The sequence below is a fragment of the Rhizobium sp. Root483D2 genome, from assembly GCF_001426685.1.
In the GTDB taxonomy this organism is placed as follows: domain Bacteria; phylum Pseudomonadota; class Alphaproteobacteria; order Rhizobiales; family Rhizobiaceae; genus Pararhizobium; species Pararhizobium qamdonense.
This window is the reverse complement of record NZ_LMFB01000006.1, coordinates 114297-137453: the sequence shown is the minus strand read 5'-3', so window position 1 is coordinate 137453 and position 23157 is coordinate 114297. Positions and strand designations below refer to the sequence as shown.

22 protein-coding genes are annotated in these 23157 nt (G+C 59.6%); 5 read left to right on the top strand and 17 right to left on the bottom strand.

Annotation, left to right across the window (positions count from 1 at the left end; genetic code table 11):
- Positions 1-140: 140 nt before the first annotated feature.
- Both leuA and ASD32_RS30925 read right to left on the bottom strand, forming a co-directional pair.
- A complete protein-coding gene (gene leuA / locus ASD32_RS05805) occupies positions 141-1850 on the bottom strand; it encodes a 2-isopropylmalate synthase (RefSeq protein WP_060637063.1) in 1710 nt (569 codons plus the stop codon).
- A gap of 161 nt (positions 1851-2011) precedes the next feature.
- Positions 2012-2137, bottom strand: a complete 126-nt coding sequence (locus tag ASD32_RS30925) for a hypothetical protein (RefSeq protein ID WP_280139408.1) — start codon at positions 2135-2137, stop codon at positions 2012-2014.
- Between the two features lie 97 nt (positions 2138-2234).
- Here ASD32_RS30925 and ASD32_RS05795 point away from each other — a divergent pair, with 97 nt between their 5' ends.
- Both ASD32_RS05795 and ASD32_RS05790 read left to right on the top strand, forming a co-directional pair.
- On the top strand, positions 2235-2510 hold the full coding sequence (locus tag ASD32_RS05795; RefSeq protein ID WP_060637061.1) for a type II toxin-antitoxin system prevent-host-death family antitoxin: 276 nt from the start codon (positions 2235-2237) through the stop codon (positions 2508-2510).
- A gap of 2 nt (positions 2511-2512) precedes the next feature.
- Positions 2513-2908 (top strand): type II toxin-antitoxin system VapC family toxin, encoded by a 396-nt coding sequence (locus ASD32_RS05790; RefSeq protein WP_060637060.1) that lies wholly within the window; start codon positions 2513-2515, stop codon positions 2906-2908.
- A gap of 52 nt (positions 2909-2960) precedes the next feature.
- Here the strand turns inward: ASD32_RS05790 and ASD32_RS05785 are convergent, their stop codons facing one another.
- Positions 2961-3542, bottom strand: a complete 582-nt coding sequence (locus ASD32_RS05785) for an ATP-dependent Clp protease proteolytic subunit (RefSeq protein WP_060637084.1) — start codon at positions 3540-3542, stop codon at positions 2961-2963.
- 263 nt (positions 3543-3805) lie between these two features.
- Between ASD32_RS05785 and ASD32_RS05780 the strand changes: the two genes are divergently transcribed.
- A complete protein-coding gene (locus tag ASD32_RS05780; protein ID WP_060637059.1) occupies positions 3806-4384 on the top strand; it encodes a HupE/UreJ family protein in 579 nt (192 codons plus the stop codon).
- Positions 4385-4427: 43 nt separating this feature from the next.
- Here the strand turns inward: ASD32_RS05780 and queF are convergent, their stop codons facing one another.
- The 6 genes from queF to ASD32_RS05750 form a co-directional block, all read right to left on the bottom strand.
- The gene (gene queF, locus ASD32_RS05775; RefSeq protein WP_060637058.1) at positions 4428-4892 is read right to left on the bottom strand and encodes a preQ(1) synthase; all 465 of its coding nucleotides are present in this window, start codon (positions 4890-4892) and stop codon (positions 4428-4430) included.
- Positions 4889-5812, bottom strand: coding sequence for a cation diffusion facilitator family transporter (locus ASD32_RS05770; RefSeq protein WP_060637057.1), 924 nt, complete (start codon positions 5810-5812; stop codon positions 4889-4891). Before ASD32_RS05770 ends, queF begins: the two co-directional genes overlap by 4 nt.
- 79 nt (positions 5813-5891) lie before the next feature.
- Complete coding sequence (locus ASD32_RS05765; RefSeq protein WP_060637056.1) at positions 5892-8081, bottom strand: anthranilate synthase; 2190 nt, start codon at positions 8079-8081, stop codon at positions 5892-5894.
- A gap of 245 nt (positions 8082-8326) precedes the next feature.
- Entirely contained in the window at positions 8327-9070 is a 744-nt protein-coding gene (locus ASD32_RS05760; RefSeq protein ID WP_060637055.1) for an SDR family NAD(P)-dependent oxidoreductase, read from the bottom strand.
- 86 nt (positions 9071-9156) lie between these two features.
- Positions 9157-9591, bottom strand: coding sequence for a MarR family winged helix-turn-helix transcriptional regulator (locus ASD32_RS05755; protein ID WP_060637054.1), 435 nt, complete (start codon positions 9589-9591; stop codon positions 9157-9159).
- A gap of 112 nt (positions 9592-9703) precedes the next feature.
- On the bottom strand, positions 9704-11950 hold the full coding sequence (locus ASD32_RS05750) for a TonB-dependent hemoglobin/transferrin/lactoferrin family receptor (protein ID WP_060637053.1): 2247 nt from the start codon (positions 11948-11950) through the stop codon (positions 9704-9706).
- A 302-nt stretch (positions 11951-12252) separates the two neighbouring features.
- Here ASD32_RS05750 and ASD32_RS05745 point away from each other — a divergent pair, with 302 nt between their 5' ends.
- Complete coding sequence (locus ASD32_RS05745; RefSeq protein WP_060637052.1) at positions 12253-13128, top strand: extensin family protein; 876 nt, start codon at positions 12253-12255, stop codon at positions 13126-13128.
- 118 nt (positions 13129-13246) lie between these two features.
- Complete coding sequence (locus tag ASD32_RS05740) at positions 13247-13756, top strand: DUF1993 domain-containing protein (RefSeq protein WP_060637051.1); 510 nt, start codon at positions 13247-13249, stop codon at positions 13754-13756.
- A gap of 59 nt (positions 13757-13815) precedes the next feature.
- Here the strand turns inward: ASD32_RS05740 and ASD32_RS05735 are convergent, their stop codons facing one another.
- The 8 genes from ASD32_RS05735 to ASD32_RS05700 all read right to left on the bottom strand — a co-directional run bounded on the left by ASD32_RS05735 (position 13816) and on the right by ASD32_RS05700 (position 23035).
- The gene (locus tag ASD32_RS05735; RefSeq protein ID WP_060637050.1) at positions 13816-15495 is read right to left on the bottom strand and encodes a formate--tetrahydrofolate ligase; all 1680 of its coding nucleotides are present in this window, start codon (positions 15493-15495) and stop codon (positions 13816-13818) included.
- Positions 15496-15677: 182 nt separating this feature from the next.
- Positions 15678-16805 (bottom strand): DUF2333 family protein, encoded by a 1128-nt coding sequence (locus tag ASD32_RS05730; protein WP_060637049.1) that lies wholly within the window; start codon positions 16803-16805, stop codon positions 15678-15680.
- Positions 16798-18099 (bottom strand): DUF6638 family protein, encoded by a 1302-nt coding sequence (locus ASD32_RS05725; protein WP_060637048.1) that lies wholly within the window; start codon positions 18097-18099, stop codon positions 16798-16800. Before ASD32_RS05725 ends, ASD32_RS05730 begins: the two co-directional genes overlap by 8 nt.
- 21 nt (positions 18100-18120) lie before the next feature.
- The gene (locus tag ASD32_RS05720; RefSeq protein WP_244490109.1) at positions 18121-18339 is read right to left on the bottom strand and encodes a type II toxin-antitoxin system RelE/ParE family toxin; all 219 of its coding nucleotides are present in this window, start codon (positions 18337-18339) and stop codon (positions 18121-18123) included.
- A gap of 34 nt (positions 18340-18373) precedes the next feature.
- A complete protein-coding gene (locus ASD32_RS05715) occupies positions 18374-18607 on the bottom strand; it encodes a DUF6290 family protein (RefSeq protein ID WP_060637046.1) in 234 nt (77 codons plus the stop codon).
- Positions 18608-18681: 74 nt separating this feature from the next.
- Complete coding sequence (locus ASD32_RS05710) at positions 18682-20598, bottom strand: AAA family ATPase (RefSeq protein WP_060637045.1); 1917 nt, start codon at positions 20596-20598, stop codon at positions 18682-18684.
- 3 nt (positions 20599-20601) lie between these two features.
- Positions 20602-21750 carry a hypothetical protein gene (locus tag ASD32_RS05705; RefSeq protein WP_060637044.1) on the bottom strand — a complete coding sequence of 383 codons (1149 nt, stop codon included), beginning with the start codon at positions 21748-21750 and terminating at the stop codon, positions 20602-20604.
- Between the two features lie 196 nt (positions 21751-21946).
- Positions 21947-23035: a hypothetical protein gene (locus ASD32_RS05700; protein ID WP_060637043.1), complete on the bottom strand. Its 1089-nt coding sequence runs from the start codon at positions 23033-23035 to the stop codon at positions 21947-21949.
- Positions 23036-23157: the final 122 nt, after the last annotated feature.

The window sequence follows — 23157 nt, the reverse complement described above, 5'->3', positions numbered from 1 at the left end:
TGGGAGCAAGCTCAATTTCCCAATTGGCCTGCAGAGTTGTGAGATGAGACCTTTGTCAGCAGCATGAGGGCCGCATCCTTTGAGGACGCGGCCCTTTTTGTTTGAATCAGTTCCTTTAAAGGATCCCGTAACCGATTCTATTACCGGCCCTTTTGCTCCAGGACCCGGTTGGCGGCGGATACGATGGCTTCGAGGGAGGCTGCGACGATATTGGTGTTGATCCCGACGCCGAACAGCTTTCCGCCGGGATATTCCACCTCGACATAGGCGATGGCAGCCGCATTCGAGCCATGCTGCAGCGAATGTTCGGAATAGTCGGCAACCGACATATCGATGCCGAGATAGATCGACAGGGCATTGATGAAGCCGTCGATCGGGCCTGTCCCCTTGCCTTCGATCCGTTTGGTTTCGCCATTGTCGGTAATCTCGGCCGCAACGACGCGCACGCCCTTGTGCTCGCCCACCGGATAGGTGTGATGATCGACGAAGCGGATGCGCGCATCCGGCTGATCGACATAACGCTCGATGAAGCGGCCGTGGATTGCCTTCGACGGCAGTTCCTTGCCGAACTCGTCGGTGATCCTCTGGATATCCTCGCGGAATTCTACCTGCAGGTTGCGCGGCAGGTTGATGCCGTAATCCTGCTGCAGGATATAGGCGATGCCGCCCTTGCCCGACTGCGAGTTGATGCGGATGATCGCCTCGTAGGAGCGGCCGACATCCTGCGGATCGATCGGCAGATAGGGCACTTCCCATTGCGGCTTGTTGGCAACCTTGATCGCCTTCATGCCCTTGTTGATGGCATCCTGATGCGATCCGGAAAACGCCGTATAGACCAGTTCGCCGACATAAGGATGGCGCTCGGGAATGACCATCTGGTTGGAATATTCGTAGACGTCCTTGATCCGCTCGATATCGGAGCAATCCAGCTCCGGATCGATCCCTTGCGTGAACATGTTGAGCGCCAATGTCACCACATCGACATTGCCGGTCCGCTCGCCATTGCCAAACAGCGTGCCCTCGACACGATCGGCACCAGCCATCAGCGCCAGCTCGGTGGCAGCAATGCCCGTGCCACGGTCATTGTGCGGATGCAGGGAGATGATCAGGTTTTCGCGATTGTCGAGATTGCGGCACATCCACTCGATCTGGTCGGCATAGACGTTCGGCGTCGCCATCTCGACCGTGGAAGGCAGGTTCAGGATCAGTTTGTTGTCGGCCGTCGGCTGGATGATCTCGGAGACCGCGTTGCAGATTTCCAGGGCCACTTCCAGCTCGGTGCCGGTGAAGCTCTCTGGCGAATATTCGAACCGGAAACCGTCGCCGGCCTTGGCCGCCATGTCGGCAATCATCTTGGCAGCGTCGGTTGCGATCTGCTTGATGCCCTTGACGTCCTTGGCAAACACCACGCGGCGCTGCAATTCGCTGGTCGAATTGTAGAAATGCACGATCGGCTTGGTGGCGCCCTGCAGCGATTCAAACGTGCGGGTAATCAGCTCGGGACGGCACTGGACCAGGACCTGCAAGGAGACGTCGGCGGGAACATTGCCCTCCTCCACGCACCAGCGGGCAAAGTCGAAGTCCGTCTGCGATGCCGACGGAAAACCGATCTCGATTTCCTTGAAACCCATGTCGAGCAGCAGCTGGAACATCCGGGCCTTGCGGTCGTGGCCCATCGGATCGACCAGCGACTGGTTGCCGTCGCGCAAATCCACCGAGCACCAGATCGGCGCCTTGGTGATGGTTTTGCCCGGCCAGGTGCGGTCGGGAATATTGATCTGCGGATAGGGCTGATATTTGACCGCCGCTTCAGGCATGCCTTGCTTGACGGTGTGAGACTTCATGATCATTGCGGCTTCTCTTCATCTGTGAGGCGCATGGCCCGCATGCAATAACCGATCGACGGTCGCATTGCGACGGCAAAATGCTGGCTCTCGGGTTCTTTTCGCATCTGGAATTCAGGAAAGGCAAGGAGCTGGGGCCGGTGGGCTTTCGGCCACCGGGCGCTCCTTCAAAGAACCCGGCAACCGCGTGTAAGGCCGAGAAGAAGAAGCGAGGTCAAGGCGCGCGAACGCTCCGCAAAGGCGATCTGCCCGCGGGTTGCCTGTTTGACGATGATGGCGCCTGTCTTCAACATGAGGTTTGTATAGCTGCGCGTTGACGGGAGGGCAAGTGCGGGAAAGCTCAAATCCCTCCACATTGAAAAAGTAGCCACATGCAGCTACATTATCATCATGACCCAGATCCCGATCCGCGACGCCAAGAACAAGCTGACCGAACTCGCCCGCCGTGTCGAAGCAGGCGAAACCATCACCGTGACCCGCAACGGCAAGGCGGTGACGGACCTTGTGCCCTCGACGAAGAAGGGCGGGATCGATTGGGATGGCCTCAAAGCCTACAAGAAGGAGCATGGGATAAAAAATTTCTTCGGAGACATTCCGGAGGACTTTGATGATCCACTTCCAGAAGATTTCCTGATTACGCCACTTCCGCCCTTGCCGGTGAAATGACCATGGCGCGTCTTCTGGACACGCATATCTTCATCGCACTCGTTGAGGAGCGGTTTGAGGATCTTCCGGCTGCGATCCGTCAGGAAGTCGAAAGTTCAAATCATGACCTTTACCTGAGTGTCGCAAGTCTCTGGGAAATCTCCATCAAATGGCGGCTGGGCAAACTGCCGCTGAAATCCGGCATTTACGATTTGCCGAATGCAGCCAAGCGAGCAGGCATAACTTTGCTTGCCATCAATGAGCATCATGCCCTCGCAGATGTCGATCCGGAACCACCGACACGCGATCCGTTCGACAGAATTCTGCTCGCCCAGTGCCTGGTCGAAAACATGAAGCTCATCACCATCGACACGGCACTCATCGATCATCCCCTCTCCGCCACGGCGAGCCGGCCATAAAAAACCCCGCTGGCGAACCAGCGGGGTCGGGATGTGTTGAGGTTGCAAATCCTCAGATATCGGCAGCCGATGTGACGATGCGCGATACAAGGCCGTACGCCTTGGCATCCTCGGCCGACAGCCAATAGTCACGGTCCGTGTCCTTGGCGATCTTTTCGACCGGCTGGCCGGTGGCTTCTGCGAAGATCCGGTTCAGTCGCTCGTTCATCTTGATGATTTCACGGGCCTGGATCTCGATGTCGGACGCCATGCCGCGCGTACCGCCGGAGGGTTGATGAAGCAGGAAGCGGGTGTTCGGCAGGCAAATGCGCCGTTCCTTGGGAGCCGATACATAGATCAGCGCACCGGCGGAAGCGACCCAACCGGTTCCGATCATCCAGACCTTCGGCTTGATGAACTTGATCATGTCATGGATGGAATCACCGGATTCGACATGTCCGCCAGGCGAGCTGACGAAGATGCGGATATCCTCATCACTGGCAGCGGAAAGCGCCACGAGCTGCGAGCAGACCTTCTGTGCCAATTCCTGGTTGATCGGGCCGTAGATGAAAATCGAGCGCGACTTGAAAAGGTTCGCCTCGGTCTCCTTGCCCAAAGGCAATTCCTTTGCCTTGTCGTCGTCTTCTTCGTTCATCATGCGAACTCTCCCGCGAAATAAAATCAAATGTCCTGCCGCTGTCAGATAAGGCGACTCGACTGCGAAAACAATGCAACAAAAGCGGTTGCCGTTGAAAGCGCAATCAGCACCTGCCTGCATCTATGGTAAAAACGAAGAAGAACCGCTCTAAGGCGATTGCCGTATGGACAGCGCGCCATCCCCACATAAAATGCCGATGTCATGAATTCGCATCCGGCGGGTCTGCCTCCCACAGATCCCGCCCTCCAATGGGGACACCAATGAAAACACGTCTTCTTCTGACGGCCGCAAGCCTTGCCGCCTCGACCATGCCCGCCTTTGCCCATCTCGATCCCGCCGAACATGGATCGTTGCTGGCGGGCTTTACCCATCCGCTTTCGGGTCTCGACCATATTCTGGTCATGATCGCCGTTGGCCTTTGGGCAGCGCAGATCGGCGGACGCGCCCTGTGGGTCGTCCCCACAGCCTTTGTCGGCACGATGGCGTTTGGTTTTGCGCTGGCAATAGCCGGTGTGCACCTGCCCTTCGTCGAGCCCGCCATTCTCGCCTCCGTCGTCGCCCTTGGCCTGATGGTCGCCATGGCCGTTCGCATGGAAACCGGAGCTTGCGCCGCCGTCGTCGGCATCTTCGCCCTGTTCCATGGCTATGCCCATGGCGGCGAACTGGGGGCTGCCGGCGCCCTGCCCTTCAGCGCCGGTTTCGTGGTTGCGACCGCGCTCCTGCATATCGCGGGCATCGGCCTTGGGCTTGGGATCGGCCGCCTGTCATCGGGCCGGATCATCTCGCGCATGATCGGCGGCCTCACCGCCTTTGCCGGGCTGGCGCTGATCTTTGCCTGATCAACGAAAAACGGCGGATCAAAAATCCGCCGTTTGTCTTGTATCAGCCGCGTCCGCGATAGGGCTGCACGCCCTGATCCGGCAGCCACAGCCCCGCAGGCGGCGCGCCGGTTTGCCAGAAGACGTCGATCGGGATGCCGCCGCGCGGATACCAATAGGCGCCGATCCGCAGCCATTTCGGAGAAAGCAGATCGACCAGCCGCTTGGCGATATCGAGCGTGCAATCCTCGTGGAACGCTCCGTGATTGCGGAACGAGTGCAGGTAAAGTTTCAGCGATTTCGATTCGACCAGCCAGCCATCGGGGACATAATCGATGACGATATGGGCGAAATCCGGCTGTCCGGTCATCGGGCACAGCGAAGTGAATTCCGGCGCCGTGAAGCGGACGACGAAATCGGTCCCGGCATGGCTGGTCGGCACGCGCTCCAGCACGGCCTCTTCAGGGTTTTGTGGCGCGGTCACATTTTGCCCGAGCTGCGACAGACCCGAGACGTCTGTTATGGTCATGATCTCAATCCTTCGATGACTTTGACGCGAATGCCGTGGGCCTTTTCGCCCTCCGGCTCGACATGAATGGCAATCTTGGCCCCGGCGTGAACCTCGCGGATGGCATCTTCAAGACGGTCGCAGATATCATGCGCATCGCCAACCGGCATATCGGCGGGCACGACCATATGGAAATCGACAAAGATCGCCGCGCCCGCCTCGCGGGTCTTCAAGTCATGCACGCCGAGCGACCCCATTGCATTGGCGGCGATCGCCTTCTTGATTGCTTCTTCCTCTTCGGCTGGAACCGCCCGGTCCATCAACCCATCAACGGAGCGGGCAATCACCTTCCAGCCCTGATAGAGAATGTTGCAGGCAACAATGACGGCAAGCAGCGGGTCGAGCACGGCATAGCCGGTAAGAATGGCGAGCACCAGGCCTATGAGCACGCCGATGGAGGTGACGACATCGGACAGGATGTGATGTCCATCGGCCGTCAACGCGGGCGAGCGCAGGGACGCACCGGCACGGATCAGCGTATAGGCCCAGATCGCGTTGATGACCCCGGCCACAAGGTTGATCGCCAGGCCAAGCGCCGGTGTTTCCGGCAGGCGTGGCGCGAAAATGGCAGGCACGGCTTCGGCAACGATCAGGAGAGCCGCAACCACGATCAGGACGCCTTCGATGACTGCAGAAAAATACTCCGCCTTGTAATGCCCGAACGGATGATCGGCATCGGCAGGCTTGGCGGCATAGCCGATAACGGCGAAGGCGACGATGGCAGCGACCACGTTGACGATCGATTCCAGACCGTCGGACAGCAACGCCACCGATCCGGTCACCCACCAGGCGAGCATTTTCAGCCCCAGCACCAGAATGGCGAGCGGAATGCCCCAGAATGCCAGGCGCTGCGCCTTGTTTCCCTGAATTTCAGTGGCCATTGCCGATTCCGTTTCCCAATAAAAAGAACCGCCGCGCCTTGTCGGGCGCGGCGGTTGTCAACCCTGCGTCCATGCGCGGTCAGGCGGCCTTGATCTTTGCCCGCTTGGCCAGATGCGCCACCACGTTTTCGATCATCCGCATGCCGGCATCGCCGCCCAGCGTCATGATCGATTCCGGGTGGAACTGCACCGCTGCGATCGGTTCCTTTGTATGCTCGATGCCCATGATCGTGCCGTCGTCGCTCTCGGCCGTGATCATGAAATCGCGCGGCAAGGTCGAAGGATCGGCAAAGATCGAGTGGTAGCGGCCGACCGTCACTTCCTTGCCGAGACCGGAAAACACGATGCCGGGCTCAAGCACGCGGATGCGCGAGGGCTTGCCATGCATCGGCACTGCCAGCTGGCGCAGATCGCCGCCATAGGCTTCGGCCAGGGCCTGCAGCCCCAGGCACACGCCGAAGATCGGCAGATCATGGGCGCGCGCTTTCTTGATCGTCGCCTTGCAATCGAAATCCTTTGGTCTGCCCGGACCGGGCGAAAGGACGACGAGATCGGGCTTCACCCGGTCGAACACCTCGTCGGAAACCGGCGAACGCACCGTCGTCACCGTTGCGCCCGTCTGGCGGAAATAGTTGGCCAACGTATGGACGAAACTGTCTTCGTGATCGACGAGCAGGATCTTGACGCCGGTGCCGACAGGCGCGACATCGCGGCCGGTACCACGGCTGTTGGCGGACTTTGCGTCGCGGATCGCTGCGATCATGGCGGAGGCCTTCAGTTCGGTTTCGGCTTCTTCTTCTTCCGGATTGCTTTCGTTGAGCAATGTGGCACCGGCGCGCACCTCGGCAATGCCGTCCTTGATGCGGATGGTGCGCAGCGTCAGGCCGGTGTTCATGTCGCCATTGAAGCCGACCATGCCGATCGCGCCACCATACCAGAGCCGGGCGCTCTTTTCATGGCTTTCGATGAAGCGCATGGCCCATAGTTTCGGCGCACCGGTCACGGTGACGGCCCAGGCATGCGACAGGAAGCCGTCAAAGGCATCCATGTCGTCGCGCAGGCGTCCCTCGATGTGATCGACCGTGTGGATCAGCCGCGAATACATCTCAATCTGCCGCCGGCCGATGACCTTGACCGAACCGGGCACGCAGACGCGGCTCTTGTCGTTGCGGTCCACATCCGAGCACATGGTCAGCTCGGATTCGTCCTTCTTGGAATTCAGCAGCTTCAGGATCTGTTCGCTGTCGGCGATCGGATCGTCGCCGCGCTTGATCGTGCCGGAAATCGGGCAGGTCTCGATGCGGCGGCCGGAGACGCGCACGAACATTTCGGGCGACGCACCGACCAGATATTCCTGGTTGCCGAGATTGATGAAGAAGGAATAGGGCGATGGGTTGATCGCCTTCAGCCGGTTGGAAATCTCCGACGGCTTGCTTTCGCAGCGCTCGTAGAACTTCTGGCCCGGAACCACCTCGAACAGATCGCCGCGGCGGAAGCTTTCCTTGGCCTTGGTGACCAGCTCGGCATATTCGCCGGGACGGTGGTCGCCATGCGGCGGTATGCTGTCGACGGTCTGGAAGGGTTCGGGCGCGATATCGCCAGCCTTGCCGTCCGTCGTCTTTCCGTCCTTTTCAAAGTCATAGCGGTCGATCCAGGCCTTGGCGGCATAGTGATCGACGACGAGAATTTCATCCGGCAGGAACAGCACCATGTCGCGCTGGTCGTCGGGACGCTTCAGCTTCAGCTCGATCGCATCGAACTGGAAGGCGAGGTCGTAGCCGAAGGCACCGTAAAGGCCGAGATTGGCATCTTCCTGCGAAAAGAACAGGTTGGTGACGGCGCGAAGGACAGTGAACACCGTCGGCATCTTCGAGCGTTCTTCTTCGGTGAACACCCGGTCCGGCATGTTGATGGTCAGATCGAGACGGCGGGCCGTCGCCGTGCCGAGCGTGATGTCGGCAACAGCGGCCAGATGCGCTGCGACCATCTCCAGCAGCGCTTCGCCGCGCTCGTTATAGGCCTCGATCCACAGCGAGCGGCCGAAGGAGGAAATCGCAAGCGGCGGATCGATGATGGCCGTATCCCAGCGCGTGTAGCGGCCCGGATATTCATAGTTCGAGGAAAACACCGCACCCCGGCGCTCGTCGAGCCTGTCGACATAGCTCGAGATCGCTTCACCATAAGGGGCCTCGCGCCGCCGGCGGGTGACGGAAATGCCGCCCTTGGTGGTATAGGCTTCCGCACCGTCTGCAAGAATTGTCGTCGCCATCTGTCGCTCCGTTCAGGCCCGTCATTCCTGCGGCCCGAATACAAAAAAGCCGCCTCGAAACTTCCGGGCGGCTTATCGTCTCAATCACGCATGACTGGTCAAGGCCGCTTTAGCGAGCCCACCACCAGATTGCAATGTTGCGTGACTGTGTCATGGCGGAATTGTTAGCGTGAGAGAGAGAATTGTGCAAGCGGGCGCCGGCGGAAAAATGGAGGTGCGATTTCCGCCGTGCCTGTCGGGCGCTGTCAGGCCGGCAGCCGGGTGGACATGTGCGCCTGCACGCCCTTCGGGTCGGCGGCGAAGGCGGCTGCGACAGTGCGGGTTAGTTCGCCGGGGAAAACCTCCTCGACACCGGCCTCGACGGCATCGAGCGTTTCGCTGACGACATCCAGCGGCTGCAGGCGCGGCTCCGGCAGACTGCGGCCCATGTCGGTCTCGACCTGCACCGGCATGGTGACGACGACCCGCGTGCCCTGCGCAAGCAGTTCCGCCCGGATGGAGCGGCTGGCAGCAAGACCCGCCGCCTTTGAGGCCGAATAGGTTCCGGCCGACGGCAATGTCACCAGCGACAGGAAAGACAGGACATTGACGATGCTGCTTTCAGAAACCTTGGCAAGAACAGGCGCGAACGCCTTCGACAGTGACAGCACGCCGAAATAGTTGACGTCCATTTCCTGGCGGGCGATCGACAGATCCGGCGCGGAAATGACGCCCTGCCCGCCGGCAAAACCGGCATTGTTGATCAGCAGCGTCACATCATTCGCCACCGTGGCCGCCTCCGCGACATCGGCCGCATCGGTCACATCCAGCTTCAGGGGCACGAGGCGCGTGGGATCGAGCGCGACAAAACCGGCCAGCGACGCGGGATCGCGGGCGCCGAGATAGATTTTACGGGCGCCGCGGCGCAACAGCTCGGCCACGAATTCCCGGCCAATCCCGCGATTGGCGCCAGTGACGAGAGCAACGGCATTTTCGATTGTCTGCGACATGATGGTTTTCCTGTTTGATGTGCATATGCACTATTTTGAGTGTTGAAAAAGCTGGGGAATGATCCGGCTTGAGATCATGCGTATTGTCAGGCTGCCTTGCCGGTTGGGATGGCAAGAAGCATGTCGCGAAGGGTGTCGGCACGCTCGGCGCCGACAAGCTCCACATATTCGGCCTGCGCCGCTTTCCAGCATTCGACGCCTTCCGACAGTTTCTGTTGGCCACTGGCCGACAGCGTCAAAAGCAGCTTGCGCGATCCCTTGCCTTCCGGCTCGCTCACTACGTAACCGTCGCGCTCCAGCGGCTTCAGCGCCCGCACCAATGTCGTGCGGTCCATGACCATCGCCTCGGCAATTTCAGCCATCCCGGCCTTTCCCGCTTCGGCGATAGCGACCAGCAATGAAAACTGCGCCGCCGTGATCCCTGCCCGCGCATAATGCCGCTCGTAAAGCTGCGACACGAAGCGGGCAGCCTGGCGGATGGCAAAGCAGTTGCAGGTGGTGATGGACGATTGCGTTGTCATAGGTTGGATATAAATGTGCATATGCACTTTGTCAACTGGGATTTGGCACGAAAAAGGGAGCGGCCTTGATTGGCCGCTCCCGGATATCAGCGTGATGGCATGAGCCTGAAGGTTAGAAACGCTTCGTCAGCGACACCTTGAAGGTCCGGCCCGGCTCCGAATAGAAGTCGCGGGGCTGCGAGCTTGCCGCTGCCAGATTGACGTCCCGCACGCCCAGTGCGTTGAAATATTTCTTGTCGAAAATATTGTAGACGCCCGCCTGAACGCGAAGCCCGGAAACGGCCTCCGGCGTCCACCACCCCGTCATATCGACGATACCATAGCCTGGCGCATCGAAGGTGGTGGCGACATCGTCATCCGGCATGGCGGAAGACGCCGTCATCGAAAGATCGACCCCGAACGTATCCTGGCTGTAGCCGGCCCCGATAATTGCCTTGAACGGAGCAACCGAACGCAGGCGCGCATCGGTGTCCTGGTTCTTCCCATAGGCATAGGCCAGCGAACCATGGACGTTGAAGCCGTTGTCGAAGGCCTTGACCGCACTGAGCTCGATACCGGAAATCCGCACGCTGCTGACATTGGTGTAATTAAACTCCATGATGCCCGTGCTCGGATTGACCGTGGTGACGGTCTCGATGAAGTTGTCGTAGACGTTGTGGAACGCGGCAACGCGCCCGATCACGCCACCCGCCTCAAAATTCGTCCCGATCTCGATGCCGTTGCCGGTTTCCGGCTTCAGGTCGGGATTGCCGAGCTGGGCATAGTTGCCACGTGGATTGTAGAAGCGGCTGTAAAGTTCATCCACCGTCGGCGCGCGGTACGCCATCGACCATTGGGCAAACAATTCGACATCCGGCGTCAGGTCGTAGGTCGCCAGAAGTTTCGGCGAAATACGGGCGCCATCGCGGTCTTTCGGCGTTCCGAATACGGGCGCGCCAGGATTGTTGGCGAAACCACTATTGATGGACGGATTATAGTCAAACCAGTCGAACCGCAGTCCGGGCGTCAGGGCAAAGGCGCTCTCGCCCATGGAAATGCGGTCTTCGAGAACCGCACCAACGGTCGTGCTGGTGACATCCGGAATTTCGGACTGATTGTTCAAGGTCGGGCAACTGACCGGCGTCGGGCATAGAGCCCACGTGTACTGGTTCCATTTCGAGCGGGCGACATCGAGCCCGACGGTCACCGAATGATCGAAGCCGCCATATTCGAAGTCCCTGGTGGCGCTGCCGCTGAAACCGATGGTCTTGTTGCTGATCGTATTGTCGCGGCCATAGGGCACATTGGCAACCGTGCTGCCGCCCGAGCCGGATGAGCGTTCCAGCTCCTGCCAGTAGAGGGTCGCGCGTGCCGCGCGAAAAGCATCGTCGGATGACAAGGCTTCGTAGTCGTAGTCGAGCGACACGCGCTTGCGCGCCCGGTCTTCAAAGCTGTCATAGTTGCCGATGGCATAGGCTCGCGGAGCCCCCTGCTCGGTCCTCTGATCGAAATTCGCATCGCGGCGGAAATTCTCTGCGGTCAAACCGATGCGGTGTCCGCCTTCCAGCTGCTGACGGACCTTGAAGAGCAGGTTGCTCTGATCGAAATCGCCGGGGTTTGCCTCCGTACGCGTATTGCCATAGCTGTCGACGCTTCCCTGATTGTCGCGCTCATGGCCCTTGCGATAGCCGCCCTGAAACAGGACCGAGGTATTGCCGAAGCGCTTCGCGGCGGCAATCGAGCCCGCAAGGCTGTTGTCTTCGCTGTCATAGACCGATTTGACGATACCGCCCCAATCGCGGCCCTCTCCGATGAGATCGTCGGGCTCAAGCGTGCGCAGCACGATCGCGCCGCCGAGCATGCCAGAACCGCCCCGGCTCGAATCCGCGCCACGCACGACATCGAGCGCTGAGAGCGAGGAGAAATCGAACGTGTCGCCGGCGCCATTGGCATTGATGGTTTGAAACGCACCCTGGCGCACGCTGTTGGAGAGATAGGGGATCGGTATTCCGTCGATAACCGTAATAATCCGGGGACCAGAAAGACCGCGCAGGTTGATGCCGGCATCGGCGCGCGACGAATTGATCCCCGCATCGACGCTACGGCCGAGATCGTCGAGATCCGTGACCTGCTTTTCCTCAATGGTCTTTTCACTGATTTCGGTCGCCAAAGGCGTGTCTGCGATGCTGCCCACCGGCGCCGTCGTCGTGCTGCGGGGACCTTTGACCACGATCTTTTTCAGCGTGGTACCAGCCTCCTCCGCATCCGTTGCCGTCGTCGTAGCGGCGGCGTCCTGCGCAAACGAAACATAGGGAACAAGGGTGACGGAAGAAAACGCCGCGCATGCCAAAAGCGCCGCGCAGTGATGCCGGGTAATCATGGATCAATCCTTTGATGAATTTACCGGGCTGGCTGCTGAGGCGATCTGCTCAAGGGGCTGGCTGGGCAACGAAGCATTCGGGGAGCAGCCGCGAGGAACTGCCTGTCAGCATCGGTTAGAAAACATGACACTTATTGTCAACAAATAATTGTCTCAGTTTTGTCAGATTTCCCCTCTCTGCGCAGGATGTGTTTCGATTTGGCAACGATCCGGCATCCTGCAGCAAGGATGCAACCCTTTCCTGCCCGAATGCGTTGTGAATTCGAACCCCTGCCGCCCCCGGCAGAACCGGAGACTTTTTCATGACTCTTCGATTGCTTGCCCCCTTGCTTTCCCTCGTCCTGCTGGCGGGTGCCGGCCTTCCTGAAAACGGACCCGTCCCGGAAAAAAAGCCCGCCGCAGTTGAACCGGACCAGGGAACGACGGTCGCAACGCCGCAGGAAAAGCCAGACGTCAAACCGGAGGAGACAAAGCCTGAGGTCAAGCCGGACGAAAAGCCGCAGACAAAGGAAGACGGAAAGGCGCCAGCAAGCGAGGCAAAGCCTGAAAACCCGGTGGACGCAAAGCCTGCGGCCGATCAGAAGCCGCAGGAACCGGTGCTGACGATCAAGCCCGAGGACGGGAAGGACTATGCCGCTTGCCTCGTAGACCTGAAGGCCATCGGCGCTGTGTTCAAAGAAGTGCCGCGGATCGATGACGGCAGAGGGTGCGGCATCGACAAGCCGTTGACGCTATCGACCGTCCTGCCCGGCATCACGCTGAAGCCAGAAGGCACAATGCGATGCGAGACGGCGCTGGAACTGGCACGCTGGACCAAGGATGCGGTTCTGCCGGCAGCCAAGGTTGCGCTTGAAAGCGAGGGAGAACTCACCACGATCAACCAGGCATCGAGTTATATCTGCCGCCTGCGCAACAACGCCAAGACCGGCAAGATTTCCGAGCATGCGCGCGGCAACGCCATCGACATCGCCTCTTTCACTTTCAAGAACGGCAAGTCGATCGAAATCCAGCCGCGCGACGAGGATTCGACTTTGGCCGGAGCCTTCCAGCGCGCGGTGACGGCGACGGGCTGCCTCTATTTCGAAACCGTGCTCGATCCCGGCAGCGATGAGGCCCATGAAAACCATCTGCATTTCGACGTAATCGAGCGCAAAGGCGGGTACAGGTATTGCCGCTAGCGGCTTAGACTTAGCCGTAGCCGCAGAAAACGAGTGACGCATCTTGCCCAAGGCCTGGCGACGTCCCACTTGCTGAAGACATCCGGACCACTCACGGCCTCCGTTCAAAGGATTTTCAATGTCCGTCTCCATGTTCAAACTCTCGGTTCCCGTCTTCATCCGCGGCCTCAACATCCTCGCCGGGCTGCTCGACAAGGCGGAATCGCACGCAGCCAAGCAGAAAATTCCGCTGGACGACCTGTTCAACGCGCGGCTTGCGCCGGATATGCTGCCATTGTCTGCCCAGATCCAGCGCGTCAGCGACACCTCGAAAAACACCATCGGCCGCCTCACCGGCGTCGCAGCCCCCGGCTTTCCGGATGACGAGAAGAATTTTTCCGAACTGCGCGAACGCATCGCCAAGACGATCGCCTATCTGGAGACTGTCAAACCGTCCGATCTGGAGGGCAGCGACACCAGGGACGTCGCGGTCACCTTCGGCAAGCTCAGCTTTACCTTTGCCGGCGATGACTATGTCTTGAAATTCGCCCTGCCGAACTTCTTCTTCCACGTCACAACGGCGCACGACATCCTGCGCAACCAGGGCGTCGCCGTTGGCAAGATCGATTATCTCGGCCCCTATGGCTGAGCGCCGCGTTACACCCGGAGGAACCGGCATTCGCCGCCCCTCCGGGTGCCTCGCTAGTGCTAAAAGAGCCCCTCGATAAACCCATCCGCGTTGAGGAAGATTTTCTCCGACGACGGCACCCGTGGCAGGCCCGGCATGGTCATGATCTCGCCGGTGATGACAACGATGAAGCCAGCCCCGGCCGATAGCCGCACCTCGCGGATCGGAACGGTGTGGCCGGTTGGCGCGCCGCGCAGGTTCGGGTCGGTCGAGAACGAATACTGGGTCTTGGCCATGCAGACCGGCAGATGGCCGTAACCCTGCTCCTCCCAGGTCCGCAATTGGTCGCGCACCGACTTGTCGGCGATGACGGCGTCGGCGTGATAGATATCTTTGGCGATCGTCTCGATCTTCTTGAACAGTGGCATCTCGTCGGGATAAAGCGGCGAGAACTGCGAGCGGCCGCTTTCAGCCAGCGCCACGACCTTGCGGGCCAGTTCCTCGATCCCGGCCGACCCCTCGGCCCAATGCCGGCATAAGATCGCTTCCGCGCCAAGCGTGGCGACATAGTCCTTGATTGCCTTGATCTCGGCTTCCGTATCCAGCGTGAAATGGTTTATCGCCACCACGACGGGCACGCCGAACTTCTTGACGTTTTGAATATGGCGGCCGAGATTGGAGCAGCCCTTGCGGACGGCATCGACATTCTCCTGGCCAAGATCCTCCTTCTTGACGCCGCCATTCATCTTCATCGCCCTGGCGGTGGCGACGATCACAGCCGCATCCGGCTTCAGCCCGGCCTTGCGGCATTTGATGTCGAAGAATTTTTCCGCGCCGAGATCGGCCCCGAAACCGGCTTCGGTCACGACATAATCAGCCAGCTTCAGCGCCGTCGTCGTCGCCACCACCGAATTGCAGCCATGGGCAATATTGGCAAACGGGCCGCCATGCACGAAGGCAGGGTTGTTTTCCAGCGTCTGGACGATATTCGGCTGCATCGCGTCCTTGAGCAGAACGGTCATCGCCCCATCCGCCTTGATGTCGCGGGCAAAGACCGGCGTCTTGTCGCGGCGGTAGGCGATGATGATATCGCCGAGGCGCTTTTCAAGATCCTTGAGATCGGTGGCCAGACACAGGATCGCCATCACTTCGGAGGCAACGGTGATATCGAACCCGGTTTCGCGCGGAAAACCATTGGCCACGCCGCCGAGCGAGCCGACAATATGGCGAAGGCCGCGGTCATTCATGTCCATCACCCGGCGCCAGGCGACACGGCGGATGTCGATATTCTGCTCGTTGCCCCAGTAGATATGATTGTCGATCAGCGCCGACAACAGATTGTGGGCGGACGTGATCGCATGAAAATCGCCGGTGAAATGCAGGTTGATGTCCTCCATCGGCACCACCTGCGCATAACCGCCGCCGGCTGCCCCGCCCTTGACGCCGAAACAGGGGCCAAGCGACGCCTCACGGATGCAGACGACCGCCTTCTTGCCGATGCGGCTGAGGCCATCACCAAGGCCGACCGTGGTGGTGGTCTTGCCTTCACCGGCCGGCGTCGGATTGATCGCAGTCACCAGGATCAGCCGCCCGTCAGGCCGGCCCTTCTGCTGCGCGATGAAGTCGGCGCTGATCTTGGCCTTGTCATGGCCGTAGGGAAGCAGATGTTCGGGTGGAATTCCAAGCTTGGCACCGACCTCCAGGATCGGCTTTTTCGTCGCTGCGCGGGCAATTTCGATATCGGATTTCACGTCGGCCATATGGTGTCTCTCCCGTTCCACCTTTTTCTTGGTCTGAGAGCATATGAGCGCGAAGCGGCGGCGCTTTCCATCATTTTGTTGGGAAGTGAAGCGGGAAAACGCAGAAAATCGGTGGTTTTCTGGAAAATCAGACAAAAAGACGGAGGAACGTGGTTCCTCCGTCTCCAAGATGCTGTCTGGACTTAGCGGGCGAGGATGTCGCGCATTTCGACAAGGTTCGAGCGCACCCTGAGAACGTAAAAGCCGAGTGTTGCCAGATGCGTCGGCATGATCCAGCCGTCTTCCTGGCCGTTGGAAATGATCAGCGGCTGAATGCGCAGGGCAGCGCGCATCTGCTTGATGCTCTCGTTCCAGATCGGCGCCAAGCCGCGCTGGTTGATGACGCCGTCAAAATCGGCACCGGTGGCCGTCAGGATGCCGTAATAGCCGTAGAGCTGGCCATAAGCGAACCAGAAGCGGTCATCCGCACGCGTATCGAACCAGCCGCCATTATAATTCTCGGAACGCTCGCGCAACATCGCAGACGTGCTGCCGATCGAGCTCGACACGCGGTCCATGAATTCCAGGAAATTGTCGGCGCGGGCGTCGAAGGTGGCAGCACAGGTGGCCAGCTGCTCATTGAAGCTGCGAAGATCTGCCAATGCGGCACGATATTGTGTCGGCGTCGGCGTCAGGAAGCCGAAGGGCGACAGGCCGAAATACCAGTTGGTTTCCTCATACTGCATCTTGCTGCGTACGCTCTGCAGCTGCGGATTGATGCCGGAGGTGCCGCGCATGCGCACCAGAGAATCGACGAGTTCGACCGTCGTGCGGCGCACTGCCTCGTTGACGCCCCGCTGGAACGACGCCTTGTTGTCGAGCCATGGCGTGCGGTCCCAGTCCATCCCGAACAGCCCGGCCTTAAACAGCACCATCGATGAGATCCAGGCGTTCTGATTGACATTATAGTCGATCAGATCGGCGGTGACATCGACGATCGCCGAACGCTCGCAGGCATTGGCCGGCGCCGTCTGGCCAGCCGCCACCCTGACAGGAAGACCCGCATCGTTCTTGCGCTCGGCAAGATTATAGCGGTTCGGGTAATCCGGATCGAAATTGGTCCAGACCTGCGTCTGCCAGATGAAATAGCCGTAGAGGGCGATCAACAGAAGCAGGCCAAGGCCGATCGGCCCCTTGATGATCCAGGCCCGCCCGCCATACCAGTTAGCCAGCGTGACGAAGGGAAAAAGTATCCAGGACACCACCAGGCCAATGCCCCGGCCGATCGCTGCAAACAGACGCTGAAAAAACGCGACGATCGGATCAAGCATTCGTATTATCCTCCTTGAGGCCATAAAGGCGTTTGCGGAACGCCAGCTTGTCCCTGAGATATGTGCTGGTCAGCGTTGCCACAACATATTCCCTGAACTTTTCGCTGTATTGTTCATAGGCTGCATAAAATCCCTGCTTGTCAAAGACGAAACGCGAGACGAAATCGCTGGGGCAAAGCTGCGCGATCAGCCGGTTTGTCAGCCACTGATCAGGATGATCGGGGGCGGCGCGCACCAGGAGAAAGCGGTTTTCCGGCGCAACGTCCTGCATCTTGATGCTGCCCGATGCCGCAATCGTGCGGATCATCGTCTGCAGAAACGGATAGACGCCATCCGCAGAGACCAGCGCGGAATTGCGGTGTATCCAGGTTTGCAGCCAGATCGCATCGATCGCATTGATATCCGTCGTCGGGTCCGCCTGATTGACCAGCGCGCGCAGCGCCATGTCGGCGCGGTGCTGATAAAGGCCTGAATCCTGCACCCAGGAGGCCTGCGGCAATTGCAGCCGGTTGGTCGAGGCCAGGAACTCATAGATGCGCTGATGGTCGGACAGGCTGATATAACCGACCTGCCAGGGTCTTGAGCGCCGGAAACCCGGCACCGAGGGATCGCAGATCACCGTCGTGGTCTTTTCGTCCAGAAACACATAGACGCCGCCGAAATGATTGGCCCAGAAGGCATCGTGGCGAAAGACCAGCTTGTCCGGCACCAGTGCATTTTCGCGGATATCGCCGGTGACCTTTGCCAGATCGACCATCCGGTTCAACAGCGCATCATCAGCCCAGGCCACCGGCACCGTCTTCAACCGGTCGACAAGCGAGCGCAGTTCGGCCGCCTTGCCAAGCATGTCCTCGGCCGACAAAACACGAAACCGCACCTCGTTGATCGAGAGCAGATCATCGATATCGTTGACGACAGAGACGGAATCCTCGATCTCGCCGTAAAGCGCATCCTTGATCGTCACCGCATTGATCGCCCGCCTGTTGGCGCCGAAAAATTCGTGCATCAGGGCGGCGGTGTTGGAAAAGCTGGTATGAACGACCGGCAGCTCTTCCTGATCCGGCGTCATGATGATGAAGCGGCGGTTGACGCGGTTGGGATCGAGATAATCGCGATCGCCCAGCTCGTCGGCGATTTCAGGCGAAAACCCCGTCATGTCGATCTGAAAGGACGCAAGCGCCGTCGGGCGCAGGCCGAACCCCTGCAGCGCCTTGTTGTAGCGCGCAATCAGATGCGGCTCGGAAATATCGAGCAGGCGGCCATAGATCAGTTCGGCTTCGAGGAGGCGTTTCATGCGGTCCAGACCAAGGGCTGATCATCTGTATATTTCACGCCGATGCCCGATCTCGACAACGAGTACGACGAGTTGAGTGTCGCGCAATTCACCCAAAACCCGGAAATCGCCCACCCTGTAACGCCAGAGATGGCCAAGCGCACGGCCTTGCAACGGTTTTCCCAGCAAACGCGGATTATCGAGCGTTGCAACGCGCTTTCGCAAGTACTCCCGGATCCGAACAGCATTGGAACGTCCCATCTTTTCCAGCTGCCGGAGTGCTTCCTCCGTCAGCTCAATCGTCCAAACCAAGTTTCCGCTCAACCTCTTCCAGAGTGTAGGTGCGTGTTTCGCCGCGCGCTAATTTTTCCAGCACTTGTTCTGCCATATAGATGTCCTCGAGGTCCTCAAGATGTTCCTCGATCGCCTGGCGAATGTAGAATGTCGCCGTCCGTCCGGTGCGCGCGGCAAGAGCCTGCAATCTTTCATAGGTCTCGTCGGGGAGACGGATCGCCGTTTGCTTGGCCATGATGATGTTCCTTATGGGATACGTGTATACCCTATAACATCGTCCCGGTTTCACTTCCAGAACAGTTTAGCCACCTACCCCTGCCACCGCCCGTCCGCCTTCATCGCCTCGATCTCTCGCACCGCCTTCTCGCGCTGGCGTTCGCGGCGGATGATCTCGGTGACGGCTGCATCGTCGGATTTGTCGGTGTAGCGGAATTCGCTGTCGGCGTAGCGGTTGATTTCCTGCAGGACCATCTCCAGCGTGATCGGGCCGCGCAGGGTCTCGATCATGGCTTTCTTCTCGTCATAGGCCTTGTGCATGAAGGCTTGCGGCGTCGCAAACCAGTCATCCGGGAGATCGACGTCCATGGCCCGCATCTTGACAGCGTCAGTGATGTTCTTGATCGCCCGGCCAGTAAAACGCGGCTCGGCCTCCTTGATCCGATGCAGGTAGGCGCCGACATCAGCGAGCGTCCCGATCTTTCCCTCTTCCTTTTCATGCCGCTCCCAGACGGAAAGCAGCCCCTCTTCCTTCGGGCGGGCGTGTTCGGCATAGGATTGCGATACGGCCTGCTTGATCTCCTGCCCGGCAAACAGTTGATGTTCACCAAGCGGGATTTTGTGGTTCTTGCCGACCAGCATGGCGAAGATGTCGATATAGTCTGCTTCCGACTGCGGCCCATCGACCAGCCAGCGGGCGCCGGCGCGCTGGCGCAGCGCATCATCGACATTTTCCGGATAGTTGGAGAACATGCCGAAGGTGCAATTGCCGCGGATCACCGTCGAGGCCCCGGCAAAGCTCTCCATCAGCACCGCCGTCACCTCGTGCTGACCAGCCGACGCACGGTCGTCGGAGCGCTTGGCCGCAACCTGATCGACATCGTCGATCGTGCCGAAACCGATGGCGCGCGGGTTGATGACATTGTTGACGAAGGCCTTGCAGTTCTGGCCGGATTTGCCCTGATAGGAGGAAATCTGATCGACGCCGAAATTCTCGTAGTGGAAGGCGTAGCCGGCGATCTCGCAGTAATCGTTAAGCAGACCCGCCAGCATCTGGATCAGGATCGTCTTGCCGGTGCCCGGCATGCCGTCGCCGATGAACGTGAACAGAAAACCGCCAAGCTCGACGAACGGGTTCATCTGCCGGTCGAAATCATAGGCCATCAGCATCTTGGCAAGCTTCAGCGCCTGATATTTGGCAATGTGGTTGCCGATGATCTCTTCCGGCTTCTTGAACGTCATCACCAGCGGCGCACGCTTGGCGCCGGGCGCGACATCGAAACCATTCAGCGTGAAATCGTCCTGATCGATACGGATATGGACATTCTCAAAGCTGGAAAGCCCGGTGAACCGCGCCTTGCGTCCGATCAAACCTTCGATCGCAAGCCTTGCAAAGGCGCGGGCACGGCTGGTCAGGGCGCTATCGTCGGGCGCCCCGGCAATCGTCTTGTCGAGCGCCGAGATCATGCCTTTGAGCGCATCCTGCGGCGTATCGAACAGGAAATCCGGTTCGCTGCCATCCTTGACAGGCTCGCCATCGCCGGCAAGCGTCGCGCCGAGATAGGCAGCGAAGGTGAAGGCGGCGATATAGGCGGATGCCGACAGAAGCGCCTTGAACTGGCTCGCATCATCGCCCGAGAGCGGCGCGGCCGCATTGCGCGATTGCAAGCTTTCCAGATTGGTCTGGCGGGCAAAGACGTCGGCCACTGCCAGCGCCACCTGCAGCCCGCGCCGCGAACGGTAAAGCAGGGCATGCTGGGCGGGCGACATCAGCGGATCGGCTGAGCGTACGGACTGGATCGTTTTTACCAGCTCCACCTCGCGGGTGCGGCGCTGACCGCCGGTCGAAACGGTGGAGACGAAACGGCGGCCGGTTCCGGCAAGTGCCGTGCCCGCAGACGGATCGTCGGCCTCCAGCAGGATCAGCCGGGTGACGAGCCCCTGCGCGACCGCCTGATGCTTGGCGATGTCGTCCTCGTGCAGCGTCGTCAAGCCTGCGTTCAGTGACATATCCTAGACCTCGCTGATGACCTGGTTTCCGGAGATGACATGCACCTTGTAGTCGCCGAAGATGGCTGCCGCATCGCCGGCGGCATAGAGCGCCTGATAGGCGTCGTGCGGCACCAGCGCGTGTTTCTCGTAGGAACTCACGCCCATGCGCGTCGCCTCCAGATTGTCGGTATCAATGTGGAATTCTTCCGAGGCCGGCGTCGAGGAGAAGAAGCCGCGCTGGGCCGGCCGCTCCGCCTTGGAGAAGACTTCCTGTACGGTCCAGGTCAGCAGCCAGGCATTCTCGGTCTTGCGCACCTTCGACAGGATCTCGTTGATCTTGGCATTGTTCTCGGTAATCCCGGCGGAATAGAAGGGACCCAGCACGATGCGCCGCATCTGCTTGGGATGCAGGTCCTCGAAATCCTTGTCGAGATTGGTCGCGATCGTCACCGGCGTCAGCGAGTAAGCGCTGTTCTTCAGGGCAAAATCATCAAAACGGCTGGCGAGATCCGGATTGAGCAGACCACCGACGGGAAGCGGAATCTCCGTGTCGGGGTTAAGCTTGCCATCCGGCGTCACCAGAAGCTTGACGATCTTTTCCGAGGAATCTTCAATAACAGACATATACACCATCGGCAGCGTGCTGGCGCCGTCGAAGGCACCCCAGCAGACGACATAATAGGGCCGCATGGTCTTCTGATTGACGCCGACACGGATGGTCTCGGGCATGATGAAAGGCGAGAAAATATCGCCCTTGCCGATCTGCTCGAGATAGAGCCGCTCGGCCATGCGCGATTGCAGTTCGGCCGGAAACGCCTTCTGCCGCAGGATGAAATCGGCCATTTCCTGGCGCAGCGCATCGGCCAGCGGAATTCCGGCCAACCGCTTTTCCGCCGATTGCCGGTCGTTTTCCAGCTCCAGCACATTCTGGAACACCGGAAAGCCGCTCTCGGCCCGCGAGATGCGGAACTGCTCGATAAAACCGATCCGGTTTTCCCAGCAGGAAAACGACGCCTTCAGCCGCGAGAGATAGGGAACAACGACTTCGCCCACCACGGTATCGCGGTATAGCGGCGAATTGCGATCACCGAGGAAAATCTCCAGACCACCGAGCGCTGCCCGGATGGAGGCGAAATACTGGCCGACCGCGCCTTCGGATGCGGCGTTCATGATGTCCACCCTCCGCTTGAGGGGGAGGGTCGGAGCGAAGCTCCGGGGTGGGGTGACCTTGCTGCGTCCCTGACGATCACCCCCACCCGCGCGTTCCGCGCGACCTCCCCCCTCAAGGGGGAGGTGCGGACCCGCCAACGGCTATCGTAGCCTGGCAAATCGGATATTTTCGCGCGTAATGGCATTGCGAGTGCCATCACTGCTTCACATAGTTCGCCGAATTATGCTTATCCATCACCGCCTGGAAGCGCCGGGCGAATGCGTCGTCGGCAAGCTTCTTGCGGCGCTGGATGTCCTGGGTGGAGAGCATGTTTTTCTCGTGCATCTCCAGGAGATCGCCGATATGGCGCTGCGAGGCCGAGCCGATGCCGGCCATGGTTTCCTCCGCTGCGGTATCGACCTGGCTGCCCAGCGTGTTGATCTTGTGGGCCACATCCTGCTGCGCTGCGGTCTTCAAGGAATCCTCCAGCGCCTTGTAGAGCACGATGCGCTGTTCGGTATCGATGGTCAGCTTGTTGATCAGCGTGTTCTGCGCCGCAATCTGGTTGTTCAGCGAATCGACGAAGGTCTGGAACATCGAGGTGTAGCGCTCGTAGGTCTGGCTCTCCGCCAGCAGTTCCTGTTCCTTGGCCTGCTTCTCGTTATATTCCGTTGCCAGCACCGAACGCTCGCCTTCAAGCTGGGTGCGGGAAATCTGGTCGGTCGATGCGGCGATCCGGTTTTCGATGTCCATCAGCATCGGATTGAGTTCCTCGATGCGCTTTTGCGTCTGCTGCAGGTTGGCAATCGTCGCCTTGCGCCGCTCGATGACCTGGAGCAGGCTCGCCTCCGAGGTCTTGTAGCGCTGGTCGAGAACGCCCTTCTGCTCTTTCAGGATGCCGACGATCGTGTCGGATTTGGAAAGAAGCTCCTGCAGGTTGCCGGCCAGCGACATGTTGCGGACGCGGTCCGTGCGCATGCGCTGCGCGCTCTGCTTGGAGAAGATGCCGATGAATTTCTCGTAGCCGGTATAGTTCTTCATGCTCTCGAATTCGGAGCCGAAGACGTTGGTGGCGTCTTCCAGGCCGATGATCAGGTCGGCAATATTGCCTTCCATGACCTTCTGCTGGTTGATGACGTCCTGGATGCGGGCGTTCTCGATGTCGAAATTCGCATCGCCCAGCTTGGTATCGGATTTTGCGAACTGGTCGAGCACGACGGCAGACTGGTTCATCTTGCCGCGCATCTGTTCGACGATGCCGCGGGTTTTCTCGATTTCGCTCTCAAAATTCTGAAGTGTCGCCATCGTTTTTCCCCCTGTTGCTCCGGTGCAGACGCGCCGCGCAGCCAAATTATTCAGTCCTGACATCAGCTTATATAATGGGAGCGGCAATTTGAAGAACAAGTGCGCAATCTGCGGATTTTAAA